This is a genomic window from Nocardia sp. NBC_01009, assembly GCF_045208035.1.
Classification (GTDB): domain Bacteria; phylum Actinomycetota; class Actinomycetes; order Mycobacteriales; family Mycobacteriaceae; genus Nocardia.
In genome coordinates this window covers 7,756,299-7,780,743 of the sequence record NZ_CP108695.1, presented here as the reverse complement: position 1 = coordinate 7,780,743, position 24,445 = coordinate 7,756,299, and the positions used below count along the sequence as shown (strand labels likewise).

The 24,445-nt window shown below is 65.5% G+C and carries 22 protein-coding genes and 1 tRNA gene; 7 read left to right on the top strand and 16 right to left on the bottom strand.

All coding sequences use genetic code 11. From position 1 onward, the window contains the following. Positions 1-28 precede the first annotated feature (28 nt). Entirely contained in the window at positions 29-610 is a 582-nt protein-coding gene (locus OHA42_RS35205; protein ID WP_328405187.1) for a PPA1309 family protein, read from the bottom strand. 218 nt (positions 611-828) lie between these two features. On the opposite strand from OHA42_RS35205, the gene OHA42_RS35200 reads away from it, so the two are divergent. Next, positions 829-3,822 carry a UPF0182 family protein gene (locus OHA42_RS35200; protein ID WP_406232405.1) on the top strand — a complete coding sequence of 998 codons (2,994 nt, stop codon included), beginning with the start codon at positions 829-831 and terminating at the stop codon, positions 3,820-3,822. Positions 3,823-4,292: 470 nt separating this feature from the next. Here the strand turns inward: OHA42_RS35200 and OHA42_RS35195 are convergent, their stop codons facing one another. Continuing rightward, entirely contained in the window at positions 4,293-4,838 is a 546-nt protein-coding gene (locus OHA42_RS35195) for a transglycosylase family protein (protein WP_406232403.1), read from the bottom strand. Between the two features lie 548 nt (positions 4,839-5,386). Here OHA42_RS35195 and OHA42_RS35190 point away from each other — a divergent pair. Then, positions 5,387-5,460 (top strand) — tRNA-Met (locus tag OHA42_RS35190). A gap of 158 nt (positions 5,461-5,618) precedes the next feature. Here OHA42_RS35190 and OHA42_RS35185 read toward each other — a convergent pair. From OHA42_RS35185 to OHA42_RS35170, 4 genes are all read right to left on the bottom strand, one after another. After that, complete coding sequence (locus OHA42_RS35185; RefSeq protein ID WP_406232402.1) at positions 5,619-6,392, bottom strand: ABC transporter permease; 774 nt, start codon at positions 6,390-6,392, stop codon at positions 5,619-5,621. Positions 6,393-6,464: 72 nt separating this feature from the next. After that, positions 6,465-7,301, bottom strand: coding sequence for a mycofactocin-coupled SDR family oxidoreductase (locus OHA42_RS35180; RefSeq protein ID WP_406232400.1), 837 nt, complete (start codon positions 7,299-7,301; stop codon positions 6,465-6,467). Next, a complete protein-coding gene (locus OHA42_RS35175) occupies positions 7,298-8,887 on the bottom strand; it encodes a flavin-containing monooxygenase (protein ID WP_406232397.1) in 1,590 nt (529 codons plus the stop codon). The genes OHA42_RS35180 and OHA42_RS35175 overlap by 4 nt, the downstream gene beginning before the upstream one ends. Before the next feature lie 12 nt (positions 8,888-8,899). Next, positions 8,900-9,508 (bottom strand): TetR/AcrR family transcriptional regulator, encoded by a 609-nt coding sequence (locus OHA42_RS35170; protein ID WP_406232396.1) that lies wholly within the window; start codon positions 9,506-9,508, stop codon positions 8,900-8,902. A gap of 253 nt (positions 9,509-9,761) precedes the next feature. Between OHA42_RS35170 and OHA42_RS35165 the strand changes: the two genes are divergently transcribed. Further along, positions 9,762-10,280, top strand: coding sequence for a DUF2231 domain-containing protein (locus tag OHA42_RS35165; RefSeq protein WP_406232394.1), 519 nt, complete (start codon positions 9,762-9,764; stop codon positions 10,278-10,280). Here the strand turns inward: OHA42_RS35165 and OHA42_RS35160 are convergent. Beyond that, on the bottom strand, positions 10,220-10,888 hold the full coding sequence (locus OHA42_RS35160; RefSeq protein WP_406232392.1) for a response regulator: 669 nt from the start codon (positions 10,886-10,888) through the stop codon (positions 10,220-10,222). The genes OHA42_RS35165 and OHA42_RS35160 overlap by 61 nt on opposite strands. Then, entirely contained in the window at positions 10,885-12,054 is a 1,170-nt protein-coding gene (locus OHA42_RS35155; protein WP_406232391.1) for a sensor histidine kinase, read from the bottom strand. The genes OHA42_RS35160 and OHA42_RS35155 overlap by 4 nt, the downstream gene beginning before the upstream one ends. Positions 12,055-12,313: 259 nt before the next feature. On the opposite strand from OHA42_RS35155, the gene OHA42_RS35150 reads away from it, so the two are divergent. After that, positions 12,314-13,231 (top strand): sterol desaturase family protein, encoded by a 918-nt coding sequence (locus OHA42_RS35150; RefSeq protein WP_406232389.1) that lies wholly within the window; start codon positions 12,314-12,316, stop codon positions 13,229-13,231. On the opposite strand, the gene OHA42_RS35145 is transcribed toward OHA42_RS35150, so the two are convergent. After that, on the bottom strand, positions 13,215-14,474 hold the full coding sequence (locus OHA42_RS35145) for a cytochrome P450 (protein WP_406232386.1): 1,260 nt from the start codon (positions 14,472-14,474) through the stop codon (positions 13,215-13,217). The genes OHA42_RS35150 and OHA42_RS35145 overlap by 17 nt on opposite strands. Positions 14,475-14,596: 122 nt before the next feature. Between OHA42_RS35145 and OHA42_RS35140 the strand changes: the two genes are divergently transcribed. Continuing rightward, positions 14,597-15,079, top strand: coding sequence for a winged helix-turn-helix transcriptional regulator (locus OHA42_RS35140; protein ID WP_406232384.1), 483 nt, complete (start codon positions 14,597-14,599; stop codon positions 15,077-15,079). A 146-nt stretch (positions 15,080-15,225) separates the two neighbouring features. Here OHA42_RS35140 and OHA42_RS35135 read toward each other — a convergent pair whose 3' ends face one another. Further along, positions 15,226-16,029 carry a nuclear transport factor 2 family protein gene (locus tag OHA42_RS35135; protein ID WP_406232383.1) on the bottom strand — a complete coding sequence of 268 codons (804 nt, stop codon included), beginning with the start codon at positions 16,027-16,029 and terminating at the stop codon, positions 15,226-15,228. Positions 16,030-16,142: 113 nt separating this feature from the next. Between OHA42_RS35135 and OHA42_RS35130 the strand changes: the two genes are divergently transcribed. Further along, entirely contained in the window at positions 16,143-16,934 is a 792-nt protein-coding gene (locus OHA42_RS35130; protein WP_406232381.1) for a 3-oxo-5-alpha-steroid 4-dehydrogenase, read from the top strand. Between the two features lie 15 nt (positions 16,935-16,949). Here OHA42_RS35130 and OHA42_RS35125 read toward each other — a convergent pair whose 3' ends face one another. Continuing rightward, positions 16,950-17,921 carry an SDR family NAD(P)-dependent oxidoreductase gene (locus OHA42_RS35125; RefSeq protein WP_406232379.1) on the bottom strand — a complete coding sequence of 324 codons (972 nt, stop codon included), beginning with the start codon at positions 17,919-17,921 and terminating at the stop codon, positions 16,950-16,952. An 86-nt stretch (positions 17,922-18,007) separates the two neighbouring features. On the opposite strand from OHA42_RS35125, the gene OHA42_RS35120 reads away from it, so the two are divergent. Continuing rightward, positions 18,008-19,360, top strand: a complete 1,353-nt coding sequence (locus tag OHA42_RS35120) for a TIGR01777 family oxidoreductase (protein WP_406232377.1) — start codon at positions 18,008-18,010, stop codon at positions 19,358-19,360. Here OHA42_RS35120 and OHA42_RS35115 read toward each other — a convergent pair. The 5 genes from OHA42_RS35115 to OHA42_RS35095 form a co-directional block, all read right to left on the bottom strand. Then, positions 19,357-20,649: a class I SAM-dependent methyltransferase gene (locus tag OHA42_RS35115; protein WP_406232375.1), complete on the bottom strand. Its 1,293-nt coding sequence runs from the start codon at positions 20,647-20,649 to the stop codon at positions 19,357-19,359. The two genes, OHA42_RS35120 and OHA42_RS35115, sit on opposite strands and share 4 nt — an antisense overlap. Then, on the bottom strand, positions 20,646-21,368 hold the full coding sequence (locus OHA42_RS35110; protein WP_406232373.1) for a DUF1365 domain-containing protein: 723 nt from the start codon (positions 21,366-21,368) through the stop codon (positions 20,646-20,648). Before OHA42_RS35110 ends, OHA42_RS35115 begins: the two co-directional genes overlap by 4 nt. Further along, entirely contained in the window at positions 21,365-22,687 is a 1,323-nt protein-coding gene (locus tag OHA42_RS35105) for an NAD(P)/FAD-dependent oxidoreductase (RefSeq protein ID WP_406232371.1), read from the bottom strand. The genes OHA42_RS35110 and OHA42_RS35105 overlap by 4 nt, the downstream gene beginning before the upstream one ends. A 426-nt stretch (positions 22,688-23,113) precedes the next feature. Beyond that, a complete protein-coding gene (locus tag OHA42_RS35100) occupies positions 23,114-23,959 on the bottom strand; it encodes a MerR family transcriptional regulator (protein ID WP_328405147.1) in 846 nt (281 codons plus the stop codon). 88 nt (positions 23,960-24,047) lie between these two features. Beyond that, a complete protein-coding gene (locus OHA42_RS35095) occupies positions 24,048-24,410 on the bottom strand; it encodes a hypothetical protein (protein WP_406232369.1) in 363 nt (120 codons plus the stop codon). Between the last annotated feature and the right edge of the window lie 35 nt (positions 24,411-24,445).

Genomic DNA, 24,445 nt, shown 5'->3' with positions numbered 1-24,445 from the left:
GCTCGGTCGGCCGCACATCTATGGGCGACTACTCGAACGTGTGGAGCAGGGCTTCGATGACGTTGGGTGCCAGGTTCGGGTAAGTGCGCAGGTCCAGGTCGCCGAAGTCTTCCGCTTCGTCCTCCGGCCGCACCTGCAACAGCGCCAGCGACGTGCCCTCGCGCAGCACTGCCGCGAACAGCCGCGCCTCACGACGTTCCGGGTGCGCCTCGGCAGCTGCGCGCGCGGCGGCGTCGGCGGCGTCGTGATCGGCGAGCAGTGGTGCGAGCGCATCATCGAGGGTGCTCTCGGCGTCCGGTGGGAGCACCACGATCTCCTGCACCAGCACACAGCCCTCCACCGCGTCGGGCCAGCTTGTGGTCGCGAGGAACTCGTCGAGTGCCATCGACCCGCCGGTCACGTCATCCGGAAAGGATTCCTGGGCAACGGGAGTCAGCTCGTTGCCGTCATCGAGCTCATCGATGAGGCCGGGCTCGGCCGCGACCAGATCGGCGGTGCGTACCAGCGCGAACATCTGCGGCGGGTGCCCCCAGCCCTCGGCGTCCACGAATTCGGCCACCTCCCGGACGGAGCGGGCGAGGACGAGTTCGGCGTGCAGGTCAGCGGTCACACAAACATCCAATCAAACGGTCGGTCGATCGCGGATCGCCGGTCCGGGTTAGCGGCAGCCCTTCTGGTCTGCGCAATTCCGGCCCTGCCGTCTGAACGGTGTCCGATTCCGTAGAGTGGGCGCGGAAGAGGGTCCGCAAGGACCACCTGCAACATCGGACTGCGGCGCATCGGCCGAAATATCGGTGCGAGTGCCGCCGGACCTTGGAGAGTGGCATCGTGGGCATGCGGCCCCCCACCGGCTTACCTTCGTTGTCCCGACGCAGCCGAGTGCTGCTGGTGGCGGCCATTATTGTGGCGGCGCTGCTTTTGTTGGGACCACGACTGACCGACACGTATACGAACTGGTTGTGGTTCGGCGAGGTCGGCTTCCGGAACGTCTACCTCACTGTCCTGCGCACCCGATTGCTGTTGTTCTTGGTGGTCGCGGTGTTCGTCGGCCTCGTCGCCTGGCTGGCGCTGCTGCTGGGCTATCGGACTCGTCCGGTCTTCATTCCGGTCGCGGGCCCGAATGACCCGATCGCGCGCTACCGCACCACCGTGATGAGCAGGTTGAAGCTGTTCGGCATCGGCATCCCGGTGCTGCTCGGTCTGCTGTCCGGTCTGGTGGCGCAGTCGAATTGGGTCACCGTGCAGTTGTTCCTCAACGGTGGCTCGTTCGGGCAGAAGGATCCGCAGTTCAACCTGGACGTCGGGTTCTACGCGTTCGATCTGCCCTTCTACCGGATGGTGCTGAACTGGTTGTTCGTCGCTGTCGTCATCGCGTTCTTCGCAAGCCTGGTGACGCATTACCTCTTCGGCGGGCTGCGTCTTTCCGGCCGGGAAGGCACGCTGACTCGTCCCGCGCGCATCCAACTTGCCGTGCTTGCCGGGCTTTTCGTGCTGCTCAAGGCCATCGCGTACTGGTTCGACCGCTACGAACTGCTCTCCAGCAGCCGTAAGGAGCCGACCTTCACCGGTGGTTCGTTCACCGACATCAATGCCGTGCTGCCCGCCAAGTTGATCCTGCTGTCCATCGCGGTGATCTGTGCGGTGGCCTTCTTCGCTGGCATCGTACTGCGCGATCTGCGGGTGCCCGCGATGGCCGCGGCTCTGCTCGTGCTGTCGTCGATCCTGGTCGGCGCGGTATGGCCGCTGGTTGTCGAGCAGTTCTCGGTGCGTCCGAACGCTGCCGACAAGGAAAGCGAGTACATCGAACGCAATATCGCCGCCACCAGGCAGGCGTTCGGCATCACCAACGACAAGATCGATTACAAGGACTACAAGGGCGAAAGCCGCAAGAACCCGTTGGAAGTCCCGGTCGACGCGGCGACCATCGGCAATGCCAGGCTGCTCGATCCGAACATCTTGTCGCCCACCTTCACTCAGCTGCGGCAGCTGAAGAACTTCTACGGCTTCCCCGAGTCGCTCGACATCGACCGCTACAACATCGATGGCGATATCCAGGACTACATCGTCGCGGCCCGTGAGCTGTCCCCCGCGGCGCTGAGCGGCAACCAGACCGACTGGATCAACCGCCACACCGTCTATACCCACGGCAACGGCTTCGTCGCCGCCCCGGCCAACCGCGTCAACAAGCCACAGTCCGAAGATCCCAACGCGACCGGCGGCAGCAGCGACAGCGGCTACCCGATCTTCATGGTCAGCGATCTGTTCACCCCGACGGACAAGCAGCGGATCAAGGTCGACCAGCCGCGGGTGTACTACGGCGAGCTGATCTCGCAGGCGAATCCGGACTACGCCATTGTCGGCTCGATGGCGGGCCAGCGTCCGCGCGAATACGACTCCGACACCGCGCAGTACACCTACACCGGCAAGGGCGGGGTGTCGATCGGCAACTGGTTCAACCGGTTGGCCTTCGCGGCCAAGTACGCCGAGCGCAACATCCTGTTCTCCTCGGCCATCAGCGACGACTCCAAGATCATCTTCAACCGCAGCCCGCGCGATCGGGTGCAGAAGGTGGCGCCGTGGCTGACGACCGATGGGAACGCCTACCCGGCGGTCGTCGAAGGCCGGATCCAGTGGATCGTCGACGCGTACACCACGCTGGACAACTACCCCTACGCGCAGAGCACCTCGTTGGAGGGCGCGGAGGACAGCATCGACAAGAAGACCGGCCGGCTGCTGCCGCGCAAGGAAGTCAGCTACATCCGTAACTCGGTGAAGGCCACTGTCGACGCCTACGACGGCACGGTGACCCTGTACGAGGTGGATTCCTCCGACCCGGTGTTGAAGGCATGGCGCGGCGTGTTCCCCGGCGCGGTCAAGCCGGAGAGCGAGATCTCACCGGAGTTGCGGGCCCACTTCCGGTATCCGGAAGATGTGTTCAAGGTGCAGCGCGACATGCTGACCAAATACCATGTAGACGATCCACGAGAGTTCTTCACCAACAATGCGTTCTGGTCCGTGCCGTCCGACCCGACCGTAGACGGTGGCGGCAACTTCAAACAGCCGCCGTTCTATGTGCTGCTGGGCGATCCGCAGACGAACAAGCCGGTGTTCAACCTGACCAGCGCCATGGTCGGTTACAACCGAGAGTTCTTGTCCGCGTATATCTCTGTGCGGGCGGATCCGGATGGTTACGGCAAATTCACTGTTCTGCGATTGCCGACCGACACCCAGACCTTGGGCCCGCAGCAGACACAGAACAGAATGACGACTGCGCCCGACGTCTCACGCGAGAAGACCCTGCTATCCAATTCGAACAAGATCAAGTATGGCAATTTGCTGACCTTGCCGATTGCCGATGGTGGAATTCTCTACGTGGAGCCGTTCTACAACGAACGGAATACCGGGCCGAGTACTTCCACTTTCCCGCAGCTCTTGCGGGTGCTGGTGAGCTACCGTGACGCGGCGGGCAGTGTGAAGGTTGGCTACGCCTCGACCCTGGCCGAGGCGCTGAACCAGGTGGTGCCCGGAGCTGGTGCGCTGGCTACCCCATTCGGGGGTGATCCCGCGTCGCGACCGGTACCCGGTGCCGTGCCACCACCGGTGGAGGGCGCCACGCCACCGCCTGCTGGTGTCACCCCGCCGCCTGCTGGCGTCACCCCGCCACTGGGCTCGTCGGCCGCGAAGGACGCCGCCGCAGCGGAGCTGAACCGGAAGCTCGAGAATGTGCGTAATGCCATGCGTACGGGCAACTTCCAGGACTTCGGCAAGGCGCTGGATGAACTGGAGGCCGCAGTCAAGGCATTCCAGGACGCCGGTCGCTGACCCGAGCGTCAGCTCGGGTGCACGCACAGCATGCGGCGCTGCCTCCCTGTCGGTGGCAGCGCCGCGCACTGCGGTAGAACCCACTCAGGCTGTGTCGAGCAGCATATTCTGCCGCTCTGTGAGGAACAGAATGTGCCGCCATCGATGCGATGGCGGCACATAATTAGTTGATATAGGTCGACTCTATCCGCATGGGGGACACCGGGAATGGGTTGCGGACTCGTGATCGCGATGTCCGCCACCGCCGCGCCTCGTTGATCCAGAGATGGGCATCCCATACGCGTGGGTGCGGTATCCCGATCGGGTCCGGAATCGCCGGCGGGACATAGGCGGCATGTTCACCGGCAGATGCTTCGACGAGTGGCTGCATGATCCCGCACAGACCCCCGTGAACGCGAGAACGGCCCCATCACCCGAGGGGGCGGTGACGAGGCCGCTCTTGCATCGGATCCGGAAAGCGGGACCGAAGATCAGCGGAACAGCGAGTTGATCAGTGTGCTGTTCTGCTCGAGCACTGCCTGGTATTGATCCTGGACGCCGGCCTGCTTGGCGAGCTCGTTGCCGGTGCTCTTGGCCTGGTCGACGACGGACTCGGCATTGTCGATGATCGGGGCGGCGGGCGCGATGGGCTCCGGCTCTGCGGCGGGCTCGGGCGCAACATCAGCCGACTCGCCGCCGCTGAGGTAGGCGCCGCAGGTGGGCCAGGCGCCGGGACCCTGGGTGGCGAGCACGTTCTCCGCGACGCGGATCTGCTCGGCCTTGCTGGCGGTGTGGGCCGAGCCCTGGCCGCCGTTGGCCGCCCAGGTGCTCTGCGAGAACTGCAGGCCGCCGTAGTAGCCGTTGCCGGTGTTGATCCCCCAGTTGCCACCGCTCTCGCACTGTGCGACGCCGTCCCAGTTGTGGGTAGGCGCTGCCGACGCGGTGGCGGTGGAAAGACCGAACGGTACCGCAACGAGAGCGCCGGTGACGGCCACGAAGCCGAGGGCGCGGGTGCTGAACTTCCGGTTCTGAGACATAGTATTTTCCCTCCCTGCGCCCGCCGACGCGGCGAAACTCCGCCGTGTCCCTGTCCCCAGGAGTCGGGGATCCTCGAACCGCGGGACAGGGTTGCCGGTGTTCGGCGGTTCGAGTTCGTGCCCATCACGTTTGATCCGGGCCGTGGATCCGACGGTAACTAAGAAATCTCAACAGATCACGTCTTGATAACGTCAGAATTTTATGAAGCGGAATAGCGCGTAACCGGTATTTGTGCTGGTTGTTAATGCTGTTTGAATCAGTTCTGAACCGTCGTTATAGTCTCGTGATGTGGTCGAGATCACTATGAAATAGTGATCCGGGTCACGTTTGAATGGCTTGCCGAAAGGGTGTCGGGTGCGCGCATCCCTCGGCGGCGCCATCCCGAACCCCTGAATAAGCGCGGCCGGGCTGGGTGTGCGCTGCGTCACTCCGTGGCCGCTCCCGCAACTGTTTCGGCCTGTGTCGATGCCGTCGGCCGGCGCAAACCTCCTGTTCGGAGGGCGATTTGCCATCTGAGCGTAGGCGTGTGTAATGTTGTGTTTACCGACGCGGGGTGGAGCAGCTCGGTAGCTCGCTGGGCTCATAACCCAGAGGTCGCAGGTTCAAATCCTGTCCCCGCTACAAAGGCGAATGGCCCGGAACGCATAGTTCCGGGCCATTTTTCTATGCGCTGGAAGCGCAGTCCGCACGGTCGAAGGCGACCGAAGCGTGGCCGACCGATCACTGCTGCTGGAGGCTTCTCGAGCCGGACACGATTATCGAACGCCAGATGCGTGGCATCACCGGGACGAAGTGCGGCCGACTCCCCGTCTGGTCGCCCGGCGGATCTTGGTTCGGGAGACGAGTTCGATCGTGGTCGCGACGGCACACGATTGCGCGAGGAGCAGGGCGATCAGCACAAGGATCTGCACGGCCCCCGCCTGGATGGCAGAGCCGCTCGCGATCAGGACGCCGACGAAGGCACCGGGCAGGGTCACGAGGCCGACGGTGCGGGTTTGGTCCACGCCGGGGAGCAAAGCGTCCGCCGCGGTCGGCCGGGCCACCTCCAGTCGTGCGTCACGTTCGGTCAATCCCAAGCTCAGCGCGGCTTCGACCTCACCCCACCGCTGCTCGATCGCCTCGAGCGCTCGCCTGGCGGCCAACGAGGTCGCGGTCATCGTCCCACCGAGCACGATGCCGCCGATCGGAACCAACGCCACACCCTCGAACGGGACAACACCACTGACGAGCAGCAACGGCAACACGCTGCCGAGCCCGCATCCGATCGCAAGCGCCAACCATGCCGCCGACCGACCGGCGTTCGAGCGCCGTGCCGAAGTCATGACCGCCGCGCCGAACATCACCACCAGCACCACGATCGAGGACCACAACTGCGCGAGTGCGGCGGCCAGGACCAGCGCGATAACCGCCAATTGAGCTGTGCCGCGCAGTGCCGCGCGCGGCACGGTTGCGGCATCGCCGAGCCCGGCGGCCAGATACACCACCACCGCGCCGGCGACCATGATCGTGCACACCACGGCCAGCCCGAGGCCTGGCGTGATCACCCCGTTCATGTCACATTCACACCGCCCATTGTCGTCACAAGAGGTGGGCGCGGACGGACCTGGCCGGGCACCGACCTGGTCTCACCGAGCGAGGAAGCCTTTGTCGACCGGAACTTGCGCACCCGTGATCACCCGGGAGGAGTCGCTGGCCAGCCAGACCACGACGTCGGAGATCTCGTCCGGCTCGACCAGTCCATCGGTCTTCAGTAGGTTCGGGGTGTAGCTGTAGACATAGGCAGGGTGATCTTCGAAGAGCTTGTACATGGAGGTGTCGTTGCCCAGCGCCGTGTTGGTGCCGTATGGCAGCAGGGTGTTGACGCGGATGCCGTATTCGCCGAGTTCGACGGCCAGCGACTTGGTGAGACCGACGACTCCGAATTTGCTTGCGGCATAATGGCCGCAGCCGGGTGGCGCTTTGACTCCAGCCGAGGAGCTGATGGTCATGATGGAGCCGCCGTTGCCTGCCGCGATCATGGCTGGCACCGTCGCCTTGATCGTGTTCCACACACCGATCAGGTTGATATCGACGGTCTCCCGGAACTGCTCGGGTGAGATCTCCCAGAGGCGGCCCCAACTGCAGACACCGGCATTGGCGACGACGAAGTCGAGGCGACCGAAGGTCTTGATGGTGTCGGCGACGGCTTTCTGCTGGCCGTCCAGATCGCGCACGTCGACCTGCGCGGTGAGTATCTTGCGACCTTCGGCTTCGACAAGGTGTGCGGTTTCCGCGAGGTCCCCCGGTTCGGCCATCGGGTAGCCACTGAACGTCGCGATCTGCGCACAGGCATCGACGGCGACGATGTCGGCGCCTGCTCGGGCAAGGTGGATCGCATGCGAACGGCCCTGTCCGCGAGCAGCACCCGTCACATAGGCGACTTTTCCGGCCAGCGGTCGGTCCGGTTCGATAGTCCTCGTCATATTCCTGCCTCGATTCTTCCCTGGTTGGAAATCGCGCGCGGCGCGGGCAGCGGTTCGCAGGCGCCGCGTCTGAACCAGTAGTCGCCGAGCGGCGAGTACCTGCTGAACCACAGTGCGCCACTGATGGTTTGGGGTCGGTAGTAGAGCGCCTCGCCGTGGGAGTTGACGAAGTAGGTGCGCAGGTCCGGGTTGCAGTCGACGACGTATGTACTGATGACCTTGTTGTGGCGTCGCATCTTGTCGGTCCAACGACCGAACGCGTCGGCCCGCACCTGTGCGACGGTGGCGCCGCGCTTCCTGGCCTCGGAGATGACGCGCACGGCATGGCGGGCAGTGAGGTCGACGAAGGTGTGCCATGAGACCCCGACGTATCCCTGTGGCCCGACAAGTGACCATCGATTGGGTAGCTCCGGATGGGCGCTTCCGCCGTAGCTGCGCACACCGTTGCGGTGGTAGTCCTCGGCCAAATCGAAGCCGGCAGGCCCCAGAATCGTTCCTGGCCGGTATGACTCGGGGGCGGTGAACAATTCGTAGCCCGTTGCCATGACGATGAGGTCGTAGTCGCGCTCGACTCCGTCGGTGGTTCTGATGCCGTGCGCGGTGACTTGTTCGAGGGGGTCGGCGATCAATGACACGGTGGGGGATGCAAGTGCGGTCAGGAAGCTGCTGGACAGAATCGGGCGCTTGGCGAGGATTCCATAGGAAGGCACCAAAGCCCTTCGGTCGGCGGGGTTCTCGACCTTCGCGCGCAGTAGCATCCTGTACAGCAGGCGCCAGATCTTGTCGTATTGCGGTAGTAGCTTCGTCAGCAGCGTGCGTGGCAGCACGGGCAGCACATTGCAGATGAGCTGGAGGGGTAGTTCCATTGCCGCAAGAGCGGCGCCGTTGATCGCCGCGGTGACTCCGGGCAGTGCCAGTATTTGCTGTGCGCGCGTTGATAATTCGACGTCGGGCTTGGGTAGGATCCACGACGGCGTGCGCTGGTAGACATCCACCTGCCGTGCCTTGTCGAAGATTTCCGAGACGATCTGCACCGAGCTCGATCCGGTGCCGATCACGGCAACTCGCTTGTCGCGATAGTCGTAGTCGGGATCCCAAGAGTTCGGACGAAGGATCGTTCCGGAAAACTCCGCGCAGCCCGGGATCTCGCCCGACGGCTTGGCATTGATATAGCCACCCACCGCATTGATGACGAAGCGAGCTCGCACCGGATCGTGTCCTGCGATATGCAGCACCCACACTCGTTCGTGGTCGTCCCACATCTCGCGATCGACCGCACACCCGCCGCGAAAGTGCTTGTACAGGTCCAGATCCGCTGCCACCTGCTTGTTGTACCGTTGGATCTCGGTGCCCGCCGGAAACAGCCGCGACCAATCGTATTTCCGCGCAAAAGGGAACTGGTAGAACAGTGTCGGGACATCTACGAACAGGCCGGGATAGACATTGTCGCGCCAACTTCCGCCGAAGTCCTCGGCCCGCTCCAATATGACGAAATCGGTGATGCCCGCCTGTTTCAGGTGATAGGCGGCAGTGATGCCCCCAGGTCCGGCTCCGATGATCGCGACATCGACGTATTCACTTGTCATTACTTCTACTTCCTACGAAAAGCGGCGCGGGGCAAAGCCATTGAGCAGTAGGTCGCTCGTGCGCTCGCGGACGTCGTCCGCATTCACGAAGCCGGCAACGGCGAACGGCAGGATTTCCAGGCTGAGCAGTACCCGCACGATCCAATCGCCGGCATGCATCGGGTCGATGCCCGCGTCGACCTCGCCGCGCTGCTGCGCCTGCGCCACTAATGTCGCCCAGAAACCGGCCCAGCTGTGGCTCAGGTTGTCGCCGTAATGCTCCAGCAGTGTGGCGATGATGCTGTCGGTCCGCAGCGGGGGATCGAAAAGTTGGGGCGTCGTGACGTGCTCGTAGATCATTGCCGCCGCCTCGCCCACCTGCTCGCGCAAGGTCGGTTTGGGGGTGACGCTTACCGCAAGTCCGTCGATGAAGGCGTTGCACAGATAGGCCAGCCCCGCATTGATGGCCGCCTGCTTGTCGCCGAAGGTGTTGTACACCGTGCCGCGCGAAACGCCCGCGGCCTTGGCGACGTCGGTCAGTCGAAATCCGCGCACGCCGGAGCGCCGCACGCATTCGGCCGCGCCCATGACCAGCTCGACGGGTGGTTCCATCGACGGTTTCCGTTGGGCCGTGTTGTTCATTTTGAACACATTACGTCAAAGTGTTCAACAGTCAAGGCTTGATAGCCCGAGTGCGATATGCAGGCCCTCGAACGCCGGGAACCACGAATTGGCCAGCGACACCACATCTGGCGCCGGCCGGGCGGTTCATGCTGCGCCCGACCGACCGCTGCCCCGGACACGTCGATGAACCGTGCACCGCCGTATAGCGTGAGGTGAGGGAGATACTTGGGCCGATACCGCCGCGGCGGTCGAGAACCGAGGAGATGCCCTCATGTCGACGATCAACGGTTTGCCCGCCCACGTGCTGTTGGTTCATGTGATCGTGGTGTTCGTGCCGTTGACCTCGGCATTGTTGATGCTGTCCGGGTTATGGCCCGCGGCGCGTCGCCGATTGATCTGGCTGGTCACCGCCCTCGCGGCGGTGACGGTCGCGCTCACTCCGCTCACCACCGACGCCGGTGCATCACTCCAGCATCGACTCGGTTCCGCACCCGCCATCGAAACCCACGCCGACCTCGGCCGAACGATGATCTACTTCGTCGTCCCGCTGCTGCTGGTCGCTGCGCTGCTCCTCGTTGTCCAGCTGCGCGAGGAACGCGACAAGCCGCCGACCCGGGCGCTCACCGCCCTCGTCGCGGTGCTGGCGGTCGGCTGTGGCATCGCGGCCTGCGCGCAGGCGTATCGAGTGGGCGACTCCGGCACCCGCGCCGTGTGGGGAGCCCAGATCGATCAGTGCTGGGACGGGCCGGCGGGGACCAGCCCGTGCTTGTGGGCGAACACGACCGCGTGAATCCTGTCGCGGACACCGAGTTTGGCGAGAATGCGGGAGACATGGGTCTTCACGGTCTCCTCGCCGACGCCGAGCAACGAGGCGATCTCGGCATTGCTGCGCGCGTCGGCGAGCAGTAGCAGCACTTCGTGCTCCCGTGCGGTGAGCTGCTGCACCTGCGGCGGAGTGCGCGGCGGCGCGAGGCTGCCCGCGAACCGCGTCGCCAAGCGGCGGGTCATCGACGGATCGATCAGAGCGTCGCCGCGAGCCGAGATCCGGATCGCGGCGACGAGTTCTTCCGGCGGAAGGCTTTTCAGCAGGAAGCCGCTCGCGCCTGCTTGCAGGGCGCGGTAGAGGTTGGCATCGCTGTCATAGGTGGTGAGTACGAGGACACGGGTGCCGCCTGCGGCGACGATGACCTCGGTGGCGGCAAGCCCGTCCAGCTTCGGCATCCGCACATCGAGGATCGCGACATCCGGTCGCAGTCTGGCGATTTCGGCGATCGCGGCCCGACCATCGCTCACCTCGGCGACACAGTCGAGATCCGCCTGGCTGTCGACGACGGCGCGCAGGCCGGAGCGGAACATGCTGTGGTCGTCGGCGATCAATACTCGAATCGGTGCGTTCACGATCCTCCGATCGGGACCGAAACCGCACTGTGCCAACGAGTTCTATTCGACTGTGGACCGCACCGGAGCTGGCCGCCGAAGAGTTCGGCGCGCCGTCGGATGCCACCGATGCCGCGCGGCACCGAGGCGTTGTCGATCGCCGTGCCTGCCATGATCGGATTCGTTGTTTCGATCATGATCAGGTTCGGCCGGTATTCCACATCCAGCCATGCGTTTTCGCCATCGCCGTGGCGTAGTGCGTTGGTCAACATTTCCTGCACGATTCGATAGAGGGTGATGTTCAGCGAATCCGGCAGTGGCACGGCTGACCCACGTACGGTGACTTCGACCGTCATCCCGGCCGAGCGCACGTGCTCGATCAGGCCGTCGATATCGGCAAGCCCGGGTTGGCGCTGGCCGTCGTCGTCGCGGCCGTGCAGCAGATCCAGTTGCCGACGCAGGTCGACCATCGCGGCCCTGCTACTCGTTTCCACCGCGGTCAAAGACGTGGTGGCCGGACCATTTCCGGAGTCGGCAAGGGCGATTCGCGCGGCGCCCGCATGGATGCCGATGGCACTGACATGGTGGGAAATCACGTCATGCAGATCGCGCGCGATGGCGGCGCGTTCATCGGCGACCGCGCGCTCGAGCGCGACCTGCTGTTCCTGCTTGCGCAACTGCGCTTGCTGCTCGAGCTCCGCGATATACGCACCGCGTGCCGCGGTGTATCGGCCGACCAACCAGGGCACCACACCCACCGACACCGTCGTCGCAAGCAGCAGCCGCCAGTCGTGTGAGGTGGTGCTGCCGACGAGCAGGTGCGCGGCCGCGAAACCGGAGCACAGTGTGAGGACTGTCGAAACGGAGGTCGGGCCCACCATCCACGCGCCCGCGCGATAACCGGCAACCAGGAATCCGACATCGGCGAATCGTGCCGCGAAGCCGTGCCGATGCAGCAGTAGCGCCTCCAACAGCCGTAGGGCAACCTGGCCGACCGCAACGATGCCTGCGGTACGCGGCGACGCGGCCAGCGCGAGATCGGCGGCGGCGACACCGACCGCCACTGCGGTCGCCTGCCACGGCGCTACGGCGAAGACACCGCACAGGGCCAGGACCACAGTGTCGATCATCGCGGCGACCACCGCGACCACCAGCGACTGGCGGGCCAACGACCTGCTCACGTCCACCGGCCGCCACCTCCCACATCATCCGGCAGTATCGGTCGGCCCGATCCGACGAACTCACCGATACCGGCCGAGTTGTTCGCGGGCGATCCTACCCAGCCGCCGACGCACCTCGCCGGAACTGCTGTGCGTCAACTCTGCCCTCGGACGGTGCGCCGCGCGTCCCCCGAGCGGGGGATGGTGCGTCCCTCGGCGGCGCGATGACTGTCATGGCCGCGGCCCGTAGCGTGGCCGTGACCGGCGGGAAAGTGAAGGAGATCTCATGGGCCGTGTGGACTTGTTGGGCTACGCGTTACCGGCATTCGTGCTGCTGATGGTGGTCGAGTGGATCTCGTATCGCCGCGATCCCGACCGATCCGACAACACCAGCGCAGGGCGTGACACCGCCGCCAACTTGGCGACGTTCACCCTCGGCAGGCTCGTCAAACCGCTCATGCATTACCTGCTGCCGTTCTCCGCGGTGCTGGTCGCTGCCACGGTGACTCCGTTGCACCTGTCGCCGAAGAGCTGGTGGGTGTGGGTGCTCGGGTTGGTGGTCACCGATTTCTGTTATTACTGGGCGCATCGCGCCGACCATCGGGTGCGGCTGCTGTGGACCGCGCACAGCGTCCACCACTCCAGCGAGTACTTCAATCTCTCCACCGCGCTGCGGCTGCCATGGCTGCATCCGGTGGCCAACATGGTGCGCGGGCTGGCGTGGGTGCCTGCGGCCCTGATCGGCCTGCCGCCGTGGATGATCTTCTTGCTGCAGACCATCGGATTGCTCTACCAGTTCCCGATCCACACCCAGCGGGTCGGCACGCTGGGGCTGCCGATCGAGTTCCTGTTCAATACGCCCGCGCATCACCGGATCCACCACGGCTCGAACCAGCCCTATATCGACAGGAACTACGGCGGCATCTTCATTGTTTGGGACCGGATGTTCGGCAGCTTTGCCGCCGAATCCGAACCGATCCGTTACGGCCTGACGAAGAACATCGCCACCGACAACCCGCTGCGGGTCAATTTCCACGAGCTGGCGGGATTGATCGGCGACGTTCGCAATGCCGAAACCTGGAGGGGCCGAATCGGTTACGTGTTCGGTCCGCCGGGATGGACCGAAAAGGCCGACTCCGACCCGGAACCCCTTGCGGTGCAGCCCGAGGCCGTCAGGGGCGCCGAATCTACTGCCGCGGTGTGATCTCGGCGAAATCGAGCGGTATCGCCGCCGGTCCCCGTAGGTTGACGTGCGCGCGGTACGGCGGCGGATCGATGGCGCAGCCGGGGGATCGGACCCGCTGTGCGAACCTGGTCACCGCGACGCGTCCTTCGAGCCTGGCCAGTGGAGCGCCGAGGCAGAAATGCGCACCGAGCCCGAAGGCGAGATGACGGTTGTCGCGGGTGGGGTCGAAACGGTCCGGGTCGGTGAAGACGGCGGGATCACGGTGTGCGGCGGCGATCAGCATCAGGACCAGGTCGCCACGGTCGATGTCCATGTCGCCGATCCGCATAGCCGCGGCGGCGATGCGCGGAATCATTTGTACCGGAGGGTCATACCTCAATGTTTCCTCGATGACGCCGGCGGCCTGCTCCGGATCGGCGCGCAGCGCCGCGAGGTGTCCGGGGTGGCGCAGCAGGGCGAGGATCGCATTGGAGATGAGGTTGACCGTGGTCTCGTGGCCTGCGATGAGTAGCAGCGCGCAGGTGGAGATGAGCTCGTCGTGGCTGAGTGTGTCGCCCGCGTCCTCGGCGGCGATCAACTGCGACAACAGGTCCGGCCCTGGATTGCCGCGCCTGCGCCGGGTCAGGTCTTCGAAGTAGGCGTTCAGTTCCGTTCCCGCCGCCTGTAATTCACCGGGGTCGGCTTGATGCTCGGTGGCGGTGCGGGAGGTCGGGTCCAGGGTGCGGGCCAATAGTGACGACCATTGCCGCAGTTGTGGCTCGTCGGTGAGTGGCACGCCGAGCAGTTCGCAGATGACGGTGACCGGCAGTGGATAGGCGAGATCGGCGACGACATCGAAGGTACCGGTCACGGCGACCCGATCGAGGGTGTCGTCCACGATCGCGCTGATCCGTGGTTCCAGCTGCGCGACGACCCGTGGCGTGAAGGCCTTCGACACCAGTCGGCGCAGCCGGGTGTGGTCGGGCGGATCGAGGAACAGAAACGACGGTTTGGACTGGCGGACAGCATCTTCCGTGGCCGAGGAGGCCAACATCGGCATCGTCTCCAGCTGCACTCGGGTCAGTGAGCGGTCGACGCTGGCGTTCGGGTGGCGCAGCATCGCCGTGCAGTCCGCGTGGCTCGACACGATCACGACCGGCGCGGTTCCGATCCGGAACGGGCCGCCCGCCCGTACCTGGGCGTATATCGGGTAGGGGTTCGCCCGCACCGCCGGGTCGAGCAGCCGTCGATAGGTGGTGGTGCTGTCGGTTCGTTCGCTCATCGTCATGGCTGTGCACCAATCCGGCTCGGGAGCCACCGTGGGTCCATCAATCTTCGATGGTATTGATATCCTACTGATAGTAGGATTGCAATACTAGAAGAAAGGGATGGGAGTATGAGTCGGTGAAGATTCGGCCTCCCGCAAACGATTCGATACAGCGCGTCGTCGAGCTACTCGGCGATCGCTGGACGATCCTCGTGATCAGGGAGGCGTTCTTCGGGGTGCACCGTTTCAGCGAGTTCGCCCGCAATATCGGCATCACCAACCGCAATCTGCTGACCAATCGGCTGCGTTTGCTCGTCGACGCCGAGATCTTCGAGCGCATCGACGAAGGCGGCGGTCGGATCGACTATCGCCTCACCGCACGCGGCCGCGATCTGTATCCGATGATGATGGCGATGATGGCCTGGGGCGATCGGCATCTCGCCGACCCCGGCGGCCCGCCACTGACGCTCGAGCATCGCTCGTGTGGACATCCGGCCGCGCCTGTCCTGGTGTGCGAGCACTGCCATGAGCCGATCGACCCGCGCGATATCGATCCACGTCAAGGGCCTGGCTTCGAGCCGCCGGGGGAGTCGCGCGATACGGGTGAGCGGGCGTCCTGATCGAACCAGTGATCGGTCCGATTGATCGTCGGTCCGACTGGGCTGGTGCTCGATCCAATAGGGCGGGTATTCGGTCCGTTCGAACCGGCGCTCGGTCCGATCGGGCGAGTGCTCAACTCGATCGGCCGGGTGTTCGTTCGGAGTGCTCAGGCGTCGGTGAACACCCGGATCGCGCTGATCTGCCCCGCCCTGGAGGTGAATTCGATGAACGCGACACCGTGCACCGGGCCCAGTTCTATGCTGGCGGTGACGGTGCGACCGGCGGCGATCAGCTTGTCCCACTTCAGGTTTCGTGCACGATTGGTGAATTCCTCCACCGAGACCGGCGTGCCCGCGGGAAACTCGATGACACTGTCGTAGTCGAGCAGGCCGCGGACGTGGCTGATGTCCATCGCCGCCGCGGCGGTGAAGAGTCGGGTCGCGACGCGTTTGCCCGTGCGGCCGACTCCGAAGAGTCCGCGCATCATCCCGACGGCGCCGCCGATGCCCTGATTGGCGATCAACTGCGGGCCGAGTTTCAGCGCGGCGCCCAGGCCCGGCAACCCGGTGCGCAGTAGCTGCGCGATCATCGCGGCCAATTCCCAGTGTGCGGCCAGGCGGGTGATTTTCCAGACGCCGTTTTCTTCGACGAGGTCGTAGCGCAGGTGCATCGGGACCGCGACGGTGGCGCCGGTCGACATCGTGGTCTCGATCAGTAGGTCTCGGACCACGGTCGGCGGGCCGACGAGATCGCGCTCGACCCGGAAGGCGATGGTGTTCGGGCCGATGAAGGTGTCGTAGAAGCGCTCGATCGCGGCGCGACCGATATGCGGCCGCGAGCCGACCGGATCGTTGACGGCGGCGTCGGTGCTGAACAGCCCCACCCAGGCCGCGCGGTCATGGGCGGCGACGGCGCGCGGCGAGGCCGCTACGGCGGCGAGCAGGTCGGTGGCCGTCGGATCCAGCGGCATGACAGTTCCTCCGTTGTCGCGGGTCGTGACTCGAACACATGGTAGAACATGTTCTAATTTTGGCGCCGGAAGTCAGCGGAAGTGTCCGGCGCAACGCCCGACAAAGGATCTCGATGGACTGGTACACCGGGAACACCGCCTACGACACGGTGCTGACGATCGCCTTCGGGTTCGCGGCATTCGTGCTGGTCGGTGGGCTTTTCACGCAGAGCCCGTACGGCCGCTTCGCCACCACGAAGGTCGGTTTCAACCTCAACCCGAAGCTCGGCTGGTGGTTGATGGAAATACCGGCGACGGTGGTGTTCGCGGTGTTCTATCTGACCGGCCCGGACCGATTCGAGCCGACGTCGCTGGTGCTCGCACTGATCTGGCTCATGCACTACGGAAATCGCGGCTGGTTCTTCCCGCTGTCCATTCGGCAGGTGCCCGGCAAGCGCAGCAGTTTCAACGTCTCGGTACTCGGTATGGGCATGTTCGTGACCGCGCTGCACGGCTACCTGAACGGCGCATTCTTCAGTCACGACTACAAGCATCAGTACGGCACCGGCTGGCTGACCGATCCGCGTTTCCTCATCGGCGTTGTGATCTATCTCTGCGGGTTCACCCTGCTGGTCCGCTCCGAGGCGATTGTGCGCAACCTGCGTGACAAGAACGACCCCGGCGCGGCGGAATACCGGATTCCCTACGGCTTCGGATTCCGATTCGTCACCAGTCCCGCCTACCTCGGCGAGCTGCTCGCCTGGGCCGGCTTCGCGCTGTTGACCTGGTCGCTGGCCGGTGTGGTGATCTTCCTGATCACCGCGGGCAACCTGGTGCCGCGCGCCTTTGCGACCCATAGGTGGTACCGCGAGAAGTTCGCCGACTATCCGGCCGACCGGAAGGCGTTGATTCCGTTCGTGATGTGAGGCTGCGCGGCCCGCTCAATCGATGTCGATGCGGGCCGCCTGCCTGCAGTCCAGCCAGAGCCGCCACAGCTCGCCGTTGGTGTAGTGGGTGCGGCGTAGGTAGTGCTCGGGTCGAGGGCGGCGGTCGTGCCAGAACTGGCCGGACGGTGGGGTCGGCGTGGCCGCGGCCAGCCAGACGGCGGTGTCCGCGCCCTCGGCCGGAGTGCGCAGCAACGGACCGATCAGGCGATGGAATCCGGGCAGCGCGGCAGCGACGCCGGGTGTGTCGACCCAGCCCGGGTGCATACTGTAGAGCGAAATACCCTGGGGGCCATAGTATTCAGCAAGGATCGGGGTGAAGGCCACCTGCATGCGTTTGGTGCGGGCGTAGGCGGTCGCGCCGCGGTAACGGCCCTTGCGGTACTCGGGATCGTCGACGGCCAGCGGCTGGGTGTACATGCCGCCTGAGGACATGAAGATCACCCGCGGGTCGCCGGCAGCGTTCAGTAGGGCGGCGAGTCGATCGGTGAGCAACAGCGGGCCGAGCACGTGGGTCGCCAGAGTCAGTTCGTGCCCGTCGGCCGTCTCGGCGCGTTCGGGCGGCAGCACGCCCGCGTTGTGGATCAGTATGTCGAGTTTCGGCAGTCGCTCGCAGAGGCCTTCGGTGCATTCCGTCACGCTGGCCAGGTCTGCGATATCGCATTCCGTGACGGTCAGATCGGCGTCGGGGTGTGTCGTGAGGATGTCGCGCCGGGCGCGTTCGCCGCGTATCCGATCGCGCACGGCAAGAATCACCGATGCGTCGAGTCCGGCCAGTGCCTCGGCGATTGCCTTGCCGATGCCCGAATTCGCGCCGGTCACCATGGCGGTGGCGCCGCGCAGTGCGCCGGGTTCCGGATCGGCGGGCCGGCTGCGGCGGCGCAGGACAACGCCGAGGCGGGTGTATCCGGGAACGATCGTCCGGTCGAGCAGAGTGTCGAGCTTCGGGGCTCCGGATAGAGCGGTCATGTCGTCATTGTGCTGGTGATCCGACATTTTGCCGGTGAACGATGCATAAACGTTGCAAGCGAACTGATCGTGACTACAGTCGTGGGATGGGCATCGAGTGTTCGAGCGTCGTCGCCGTTCCCCGGGCCGAGGTATTCGCCTGGTACGCCAGACCAGGGGCGTTCGCCCGGCTGGCGCCGCCGTGGCAGCCGGTGTCGCTGCTGGCGGAGGCGGGCTCGATACAGGACGGTCAGGCGGTGCTCGGCCTGCCGGGTGGGCTGCGCTGGGTCGCGAGGCATGATCCGAGGGGCTATGAACCGCCGCATCGTTTCGTGGACACGATCGCCGTAGACGGCCTCGCGTCCCTGCCCGCCGGATTGCTGCTGCGGTGGCGGCATACGCACGATTTCGAGGTCGTCGATGATGACCACACCCGGATCGTCGATCGCGTGGAGTCGCCGGTGCCCGCGTTCGCACTGCGATCGATGTTCGACTACCGGTACCGGCAGGTCGCCGACGACCTCACCGCGCACCGCCGGGCCGCGCGGGTGGGTTTCGCGCCGTCGATCATCGCGATAACCGGTGCATCCGGGTTGGTGGGCTCGGCGTTGGCCGCGTTCCTCACCACCGGCGGGCACGCTGTCATTTCTCTGGTCCGCCACACACCCCGCAGCACGAGCGAAAGACGCTGGGACCCCGCAGATCCGGCCCCTGATCTGCTCGACGGTGTCGATGCGGTGGTGCACCTGGCCGGTGCGTCGATCGCGGGTCGGTTCACCGAGGAGCACAAGCGAGCGATCGTCGAGAGCCGCATCGAGCCGACCCGCAAACTCGCCGAGCTCGTCGGCCGCGCGGGCGTGCCCACCTTTATCGGTGCCTCCGCGATCGGCTACTACGGCTACGACAGCGGCGAGGAAGTGCTGCGCGAGAACGCTTCTCGTGGCGACGGTTTTCTTGCCGATGTCGTCGCGGACTGGGAGGCGGCCACCGCCCCCGCCGCCGCGGCAGGCGTCCGGGTGGTGTCGGTGCGCACCGGCATCGTGCAGTCGCCGCGCGGTGGCACGCTGCGGTTGTTGCGGCCACTGTTCGCGGCTGGGCTGGGCGGCCGGATCGGTGACGGCCACCAGTGGCTTTCCTGGATCGGGATCGATGACCTGGTTGACGTCTATCACCGAGCGCTGTGGCAGGACGATCTGTCCGGTCCGGTGAATGCCGTTGCACCACAGCCAGTTCGGAACATCGACTACACCAGGATCCTGGCCGCCGTGCTGCGCAGGCCCGCGCTGCTCCCGGTGCCGGAGTTCGGTCCCGGCTTGCTGCTGGGCGCGCAAGGAGCGCGGGAGCTGGCGACGGCGAGCCAACGAGTCGAGCCCGCTCGGCTGCAAGCGGCAGGTCACGTCTTCCGTAGGCCGGATCTGGAGTCGACACTGCGACATCTGCTCGGCCGCGTGCCCGCCTAGCCGACCGGCTCCGTGCGGGTGAGCAGCAACTGCTGGACATCGAGATAGCCGCAGCGAAACCCCGCCTCGGCATGCGCCAAATACAACCGCCACATCCTGCGGAACATCGGGTCGAAGCCGAGTTCGGAGACACGGTCCGGTCGGGAGTCGAATCGCTGCTGCCACAGGCGCAATGTGTGCGCGTAGTGCTCGCCCATCGATAGCTGTTCGCGCACAACCAATCCGGTACTTCGGGCAACCACTTCGCGCAGCAGCCGGGTCGAGGGCAGGAACCCGCCGGGAAAGATGTACTTCTGCACCCAGGTGTAGGTGTTGCGGGTAGCCGCCATCCGGTGGTGCGGCATGGTGATCGATTGGATCGCCACTCGTCCACCCGGTGCGAGCAGGCGATCGATGGTTCGGAAGTAGGTATCCAGATATTCGTAACCGACGGCTTCGATCATCTCTACCGACACCACCGCGTCGTAGCTTCCTTCGACGTGCCGGTAGTCGAGCAGATCGATGGTCACCCGGTCGGCCAGGCCGGCCGCCGCGACCCGGTCGAGCGCCCGCGCCCGCTGCTGCGCGGAGAGTGTCACCGAGCGCACTGCCGCGCCGCGCTGCGCTGCGCGCAGCGCCAATTCGCCCCAGCCGGTGCCGATTTCGAGGACGCGAGTACCGAGACCGACACCGGCAAGGTCGAGCAGCCTATCGATTTTCGCGCGCTGGGCCGCGGCAAGGTCGTTCCATTGCGGCCGTGGCGACAGCGTGGGAAACAGCGCGCTGGAGTAGGTCAGTGTTTCGTCGAGAAACAGTGCGAAGAAGTCATTGGACAGGTCGTAGTGTCTGGCAATATTGCCGCGGGTGTTCGATTCGTTATTCCGCTGCGCAGCAGGGTGTTTCGCGACATATAAGCGACGTAGTCGCTGGAGCGGCGCGGGCACCAGTGTGTCCACATGTCGTGCGAACACCGTCATGGCGGCGGTGAGATCGGGGGCCGACCAATCGCCCGCCATGTAGGACTCGCCGAATCCGATCAACCCGCCGCTGCCGAGGCGCGCGAAGAAATCGTCGGGCCGGTGCAGGATCAGCCGGGGCTGATCCGGCCGCACCGCATTGCGGCCGAGGACCGTTCCGTCGGGGTACTCGACCCTGATCGGCAGATCGCGCACGGCGTGTCCGAATAGTCTGTTGGCCACTGCTGCGGCAATGCCCGCGCGAATCCCGGTGGGCACGTGCTCGACTTCGGGATAGGAAGGAAGCTGCTGCGCGGATGCGCAATCGGACGTGGAATGCGATTCGATGCTCACCGCGAAGACTCCGTCAGTGCAGGGGTTGGTCGGGGAACGACGGGCAGGCGGCGCGCCCACAGGCGCATGCCCTGCCAGCGAATGCGCGCCGAAACCACAAGTGGCGCAAAGGGTGCCGCCACTATCGCGCGAAGAATGGTACGGATGGTTGCGGGACGGCAACGCCCGGTCATCGAGGCGGAAAAGATCGGTCCGCCGTCGCTGAGCACGATGGATATTCGCAGCCGCTCGTCCGGTTCCGGCAATCGCATGTGGTACTCGCCGCGCACTTCGTTGAAGGGCGAGACATAGAACTTCTTGGGCGTGCGCGCCCGCGCGTGTTCGTCGAGGCGGACGAGGTAGCAGTGCCGCCCGCCGTAGGTGTTGTGCACCTCGGCGACGACACAGACGCCCGCGCCGGTGTTGTCCCGGCACCAGAACAGCGTGAGTGGATTGAACACATAGCCGAATACCCGTGCGTTGGTGAGCATGAGGATTCGGCCGCCGTGTAAGTCGATACCTTCACTGTCGAGGAAGTCCTCGACGTTCGCACGCAGCGACCGAGTCGGGTCGCCGAGATGATCGGCAGATCGGAATGTCGCGATAGTCCGCAGCCAGCGCGGCAACCTGGGCATATCGTCGAGATCGATCAGCCAGCTGTAGCTGCGATAGCGGAACTCGTGTCGTAACGGCGTGACGCGGACATGACGGATGTGCGTACGGATGATGCTCGCCGTCATGATGCTCGCACCGTTGTCGCGGGCCTGTTCGTCCACCGCGCACCAAGCCGCTCGGCAGCGCGCAGGCCCGACAGAGCGCCGTCCTCATGGAACCCCCAACCGTGATAAGCGCCGGCGAATGCCAGTCGGGCATCGCCGATTTCACCGAGTCTGCGCTGTGCCGCAACCGACGCCGGAGTGTATTGCGGATGTTGGTAGATCATTCGATCCACGACCAGGTTCCCGTCGATGCGGTCGTGCGGGCCGAGGGTGACGAGGAAGCGTCGATCCGTGCCTGCGAGTCGCTGCAATCGGGTGAGGTCGTAGCTGACCAGGACACGATCGGCCAGCGCGGTGCACGAAGGCAGTCGATAGTTCCATGAGGCTCGCGCCCGTCGCGCTCTCGGCAGCACCGACTCGTCGGTGTGCAGCACCGTGTGGTTCACCGAATAGGGTATGGCGGAGAGGATTTCGTACTCGGCGGCGGTCGGTTCGGTGAGGATATCGAGCGCCTGATCCGGGTGGGTGGCGATGACTGCGGCGTCGAAGACGCGCAGGTCATCTGCTTCGTCACGGACTGCGACACCATCGGGGAGTCGGTGCACCGCCCGCACCAGGGTCGAGCGCAGCACCGTGTCGAGTTGCTGAGCGACGGCGTTCACGTAGGTGGCAGATCCGCCGGTGACCGTGCGCCAAGTGGGGGAGCCGAACACCGTCAGCATGCCGTGGTGGTCGAGGAAGGTGAAGAGGTATCGGGCCGGGTAGCGCAGGGCTGTCACCGGGTCGCACGACCACACCGCGGCGACCAATGGCGTCAGAAAGTGCGTGACGAAGTAGGCGGAGAAACGGGTGGCTCGTACCCATTCCCCCAGCGTGCGGTCGGACTCGGGTCCGGCGTCGAGTTCGGCACGTGCGAGCCGATGGAACCGTGGCACCTCGGTCAGCAGTCGCAGGTAACGGCCGTTGCGCAGCGAGCGGGCGTCGGCGAACAATCCGCCGAGTCCACGAGCGCCCGCGTATTCCAGGCCGCAGCCCTCGCACTTTACCGACATGCTCATATTCGAATCCTGTGTCGCAATGCCCAATTCGCCGAACAGGCGCAGCAGAGTCGGGTATGTGCGCTCGTTGTGCACGATGAAACCGGTATCGACGTGGACGTCTGTGCCGCGGCGCACGGTGATCCGGTGGGTGTCCGCATGACCGCCGAGGCGAGCGTCTGCCTCGTACAGGGTCACTCCGGCCGAACGCGAGAGCACCCAGGCTGCTGTCAGTCCGGCCACTCCGCTGCCGATGACGGCAACTTGCCGGAGGTCGTTCATCGGATCGGTGTGCTCGATCATCGTGCTCCTTCTCTCCGCAGGCGGTGCCGGACGATCCGCTGGTCGGAGGCTGAATTCCGCGGCGATCGGGTCGCAGCGCCGCGCCGGCGGAGTCGTCGGCGGAACCGGCATTCGCCGTTCGGTGGACGCGCCCACGTAGCGATGCATCAATTATGCATCGTTTTGCGTGAGCGGGCTACCAATGCCGAAATTCGGGCACTTCGCCCGACCGGCGAGCAATGGTTGTCGGGGTATTTCGGAGACCGCGCCTCGGCGGTCGGGTGTGACCGTCGCGGATCGAGCAACGTGGCTGTCGGGCACGCAGCGGTGGCGTGGAGTCAGCAAATCTGTGCGCCGTGGCAACGCCGACGGGACAGAGCGGCGACGCGGCGACGCCGATGGGACACGGCACCCTCGGGTCGTACGCGGTTCGCGAGGGCGAACGAATCAGCTCAGGCGGTCGGCGGCATCGGTGAGGCTATCGAGCCGGACGACCGAGTCGGGCAGGATAACCGCGTCCCAGCCGGGGCCGCCGACGAACACTCCGGCTCCCGCGGCGACGCATGCGCGCACCGCTGAGGTCAGCGCGGTCGATTCCTGCTGTGACCACAGCACTGCGCACGCAGAGCGGTCATGCCTGGCAAGGGCGTCGGTCAGCGCGGTGGTCGGGACATCGGCGCCGAGCATCCACGCTCCGACACCGCGCTCCGCAAGGGCCGCGCGCAGGACCTCGAGCGGCAGCGCATGCGTCTCACCGCTGGTGCAGGCCAGCACGACCGGTCTCGAAGTCGGCCCTTCGGGCGGCGGGTTGGTGCGGTGCAGGACCGAGGTGATGCACCACGACAACAGGTGTTCGACGTCGATGCAGCCCTCGCCGGCGTGCTGGCGCGCGACGATGTCGGCAAAAGCCGGGCGGCACAACTGATCCCACGTGTCCACCACACCGAAGGCACGGACGTGGGCGGCGAGCCGGTCGCACACCGTCGTCGCGTCGAGCGCGAAGGCCGCGAACAACAGTGCTGCACGATCTCCGAGTGTCGGTGTGGCGCCACGCACTACCGCCGCCGCGCCCGCGGGCGTCGCCCCATCTCTGATGAGGGCGAGCATACGGCCGAGCACCTCGATGTCGGTCTCGGTGTAGAGGCGGTGCTTTCCGGGCCGCTGCTGCGGCGGGCCGATGTTGTAGCGCCGATTCCAGCTTCGCAGGGTGGCCGTCGGGATGCCGAGTCGGTCGGCGACGGCGCGCACCGTGTATCCGGCCGCGTCGGAGGCGGGAACGGTACCGGCGGACATCGCACCATTCTGCCCGGTCCCGTTCTCGCGCTTCGTCACGGCCGGGAGCCCGTGCGTCGATTCTGACCGCGACTGCCCGACCCGGCGTTCATCGCCGCACGGTGGCGGCCGCCGTCGCGGCGCAGAGCAGGCCCCAGCCTGCCGTCACCGCGATGGCCTTCGCACGCTGGGTCTGCCCGCGCAAGGTGGTGCCGACCACCACGGTGTCGGCCAGGTCCGAGCACGCCCGTACGGCGATCGCAAGCCGCATCGCGCCTGGTCCCGGCGCTGCGACGAGCGCAAGGCCCGAGGCGGCATCGCGCAGGCCCACCATCCGCGCGAGGGCTCGCGCGGCGGGGTCGTCCGAACTCCAGCCGCACGGCCCGAGCAAGAACGCGGGACGTGCGGTCACCGCGAGTCCGTATGCCGCGGTTGCCGCGCCCGCCACACGCGGCAGCCACATCGTCGTCATAGATCCTCCTTCCCGTGAGCAGGGTATGCATCAAT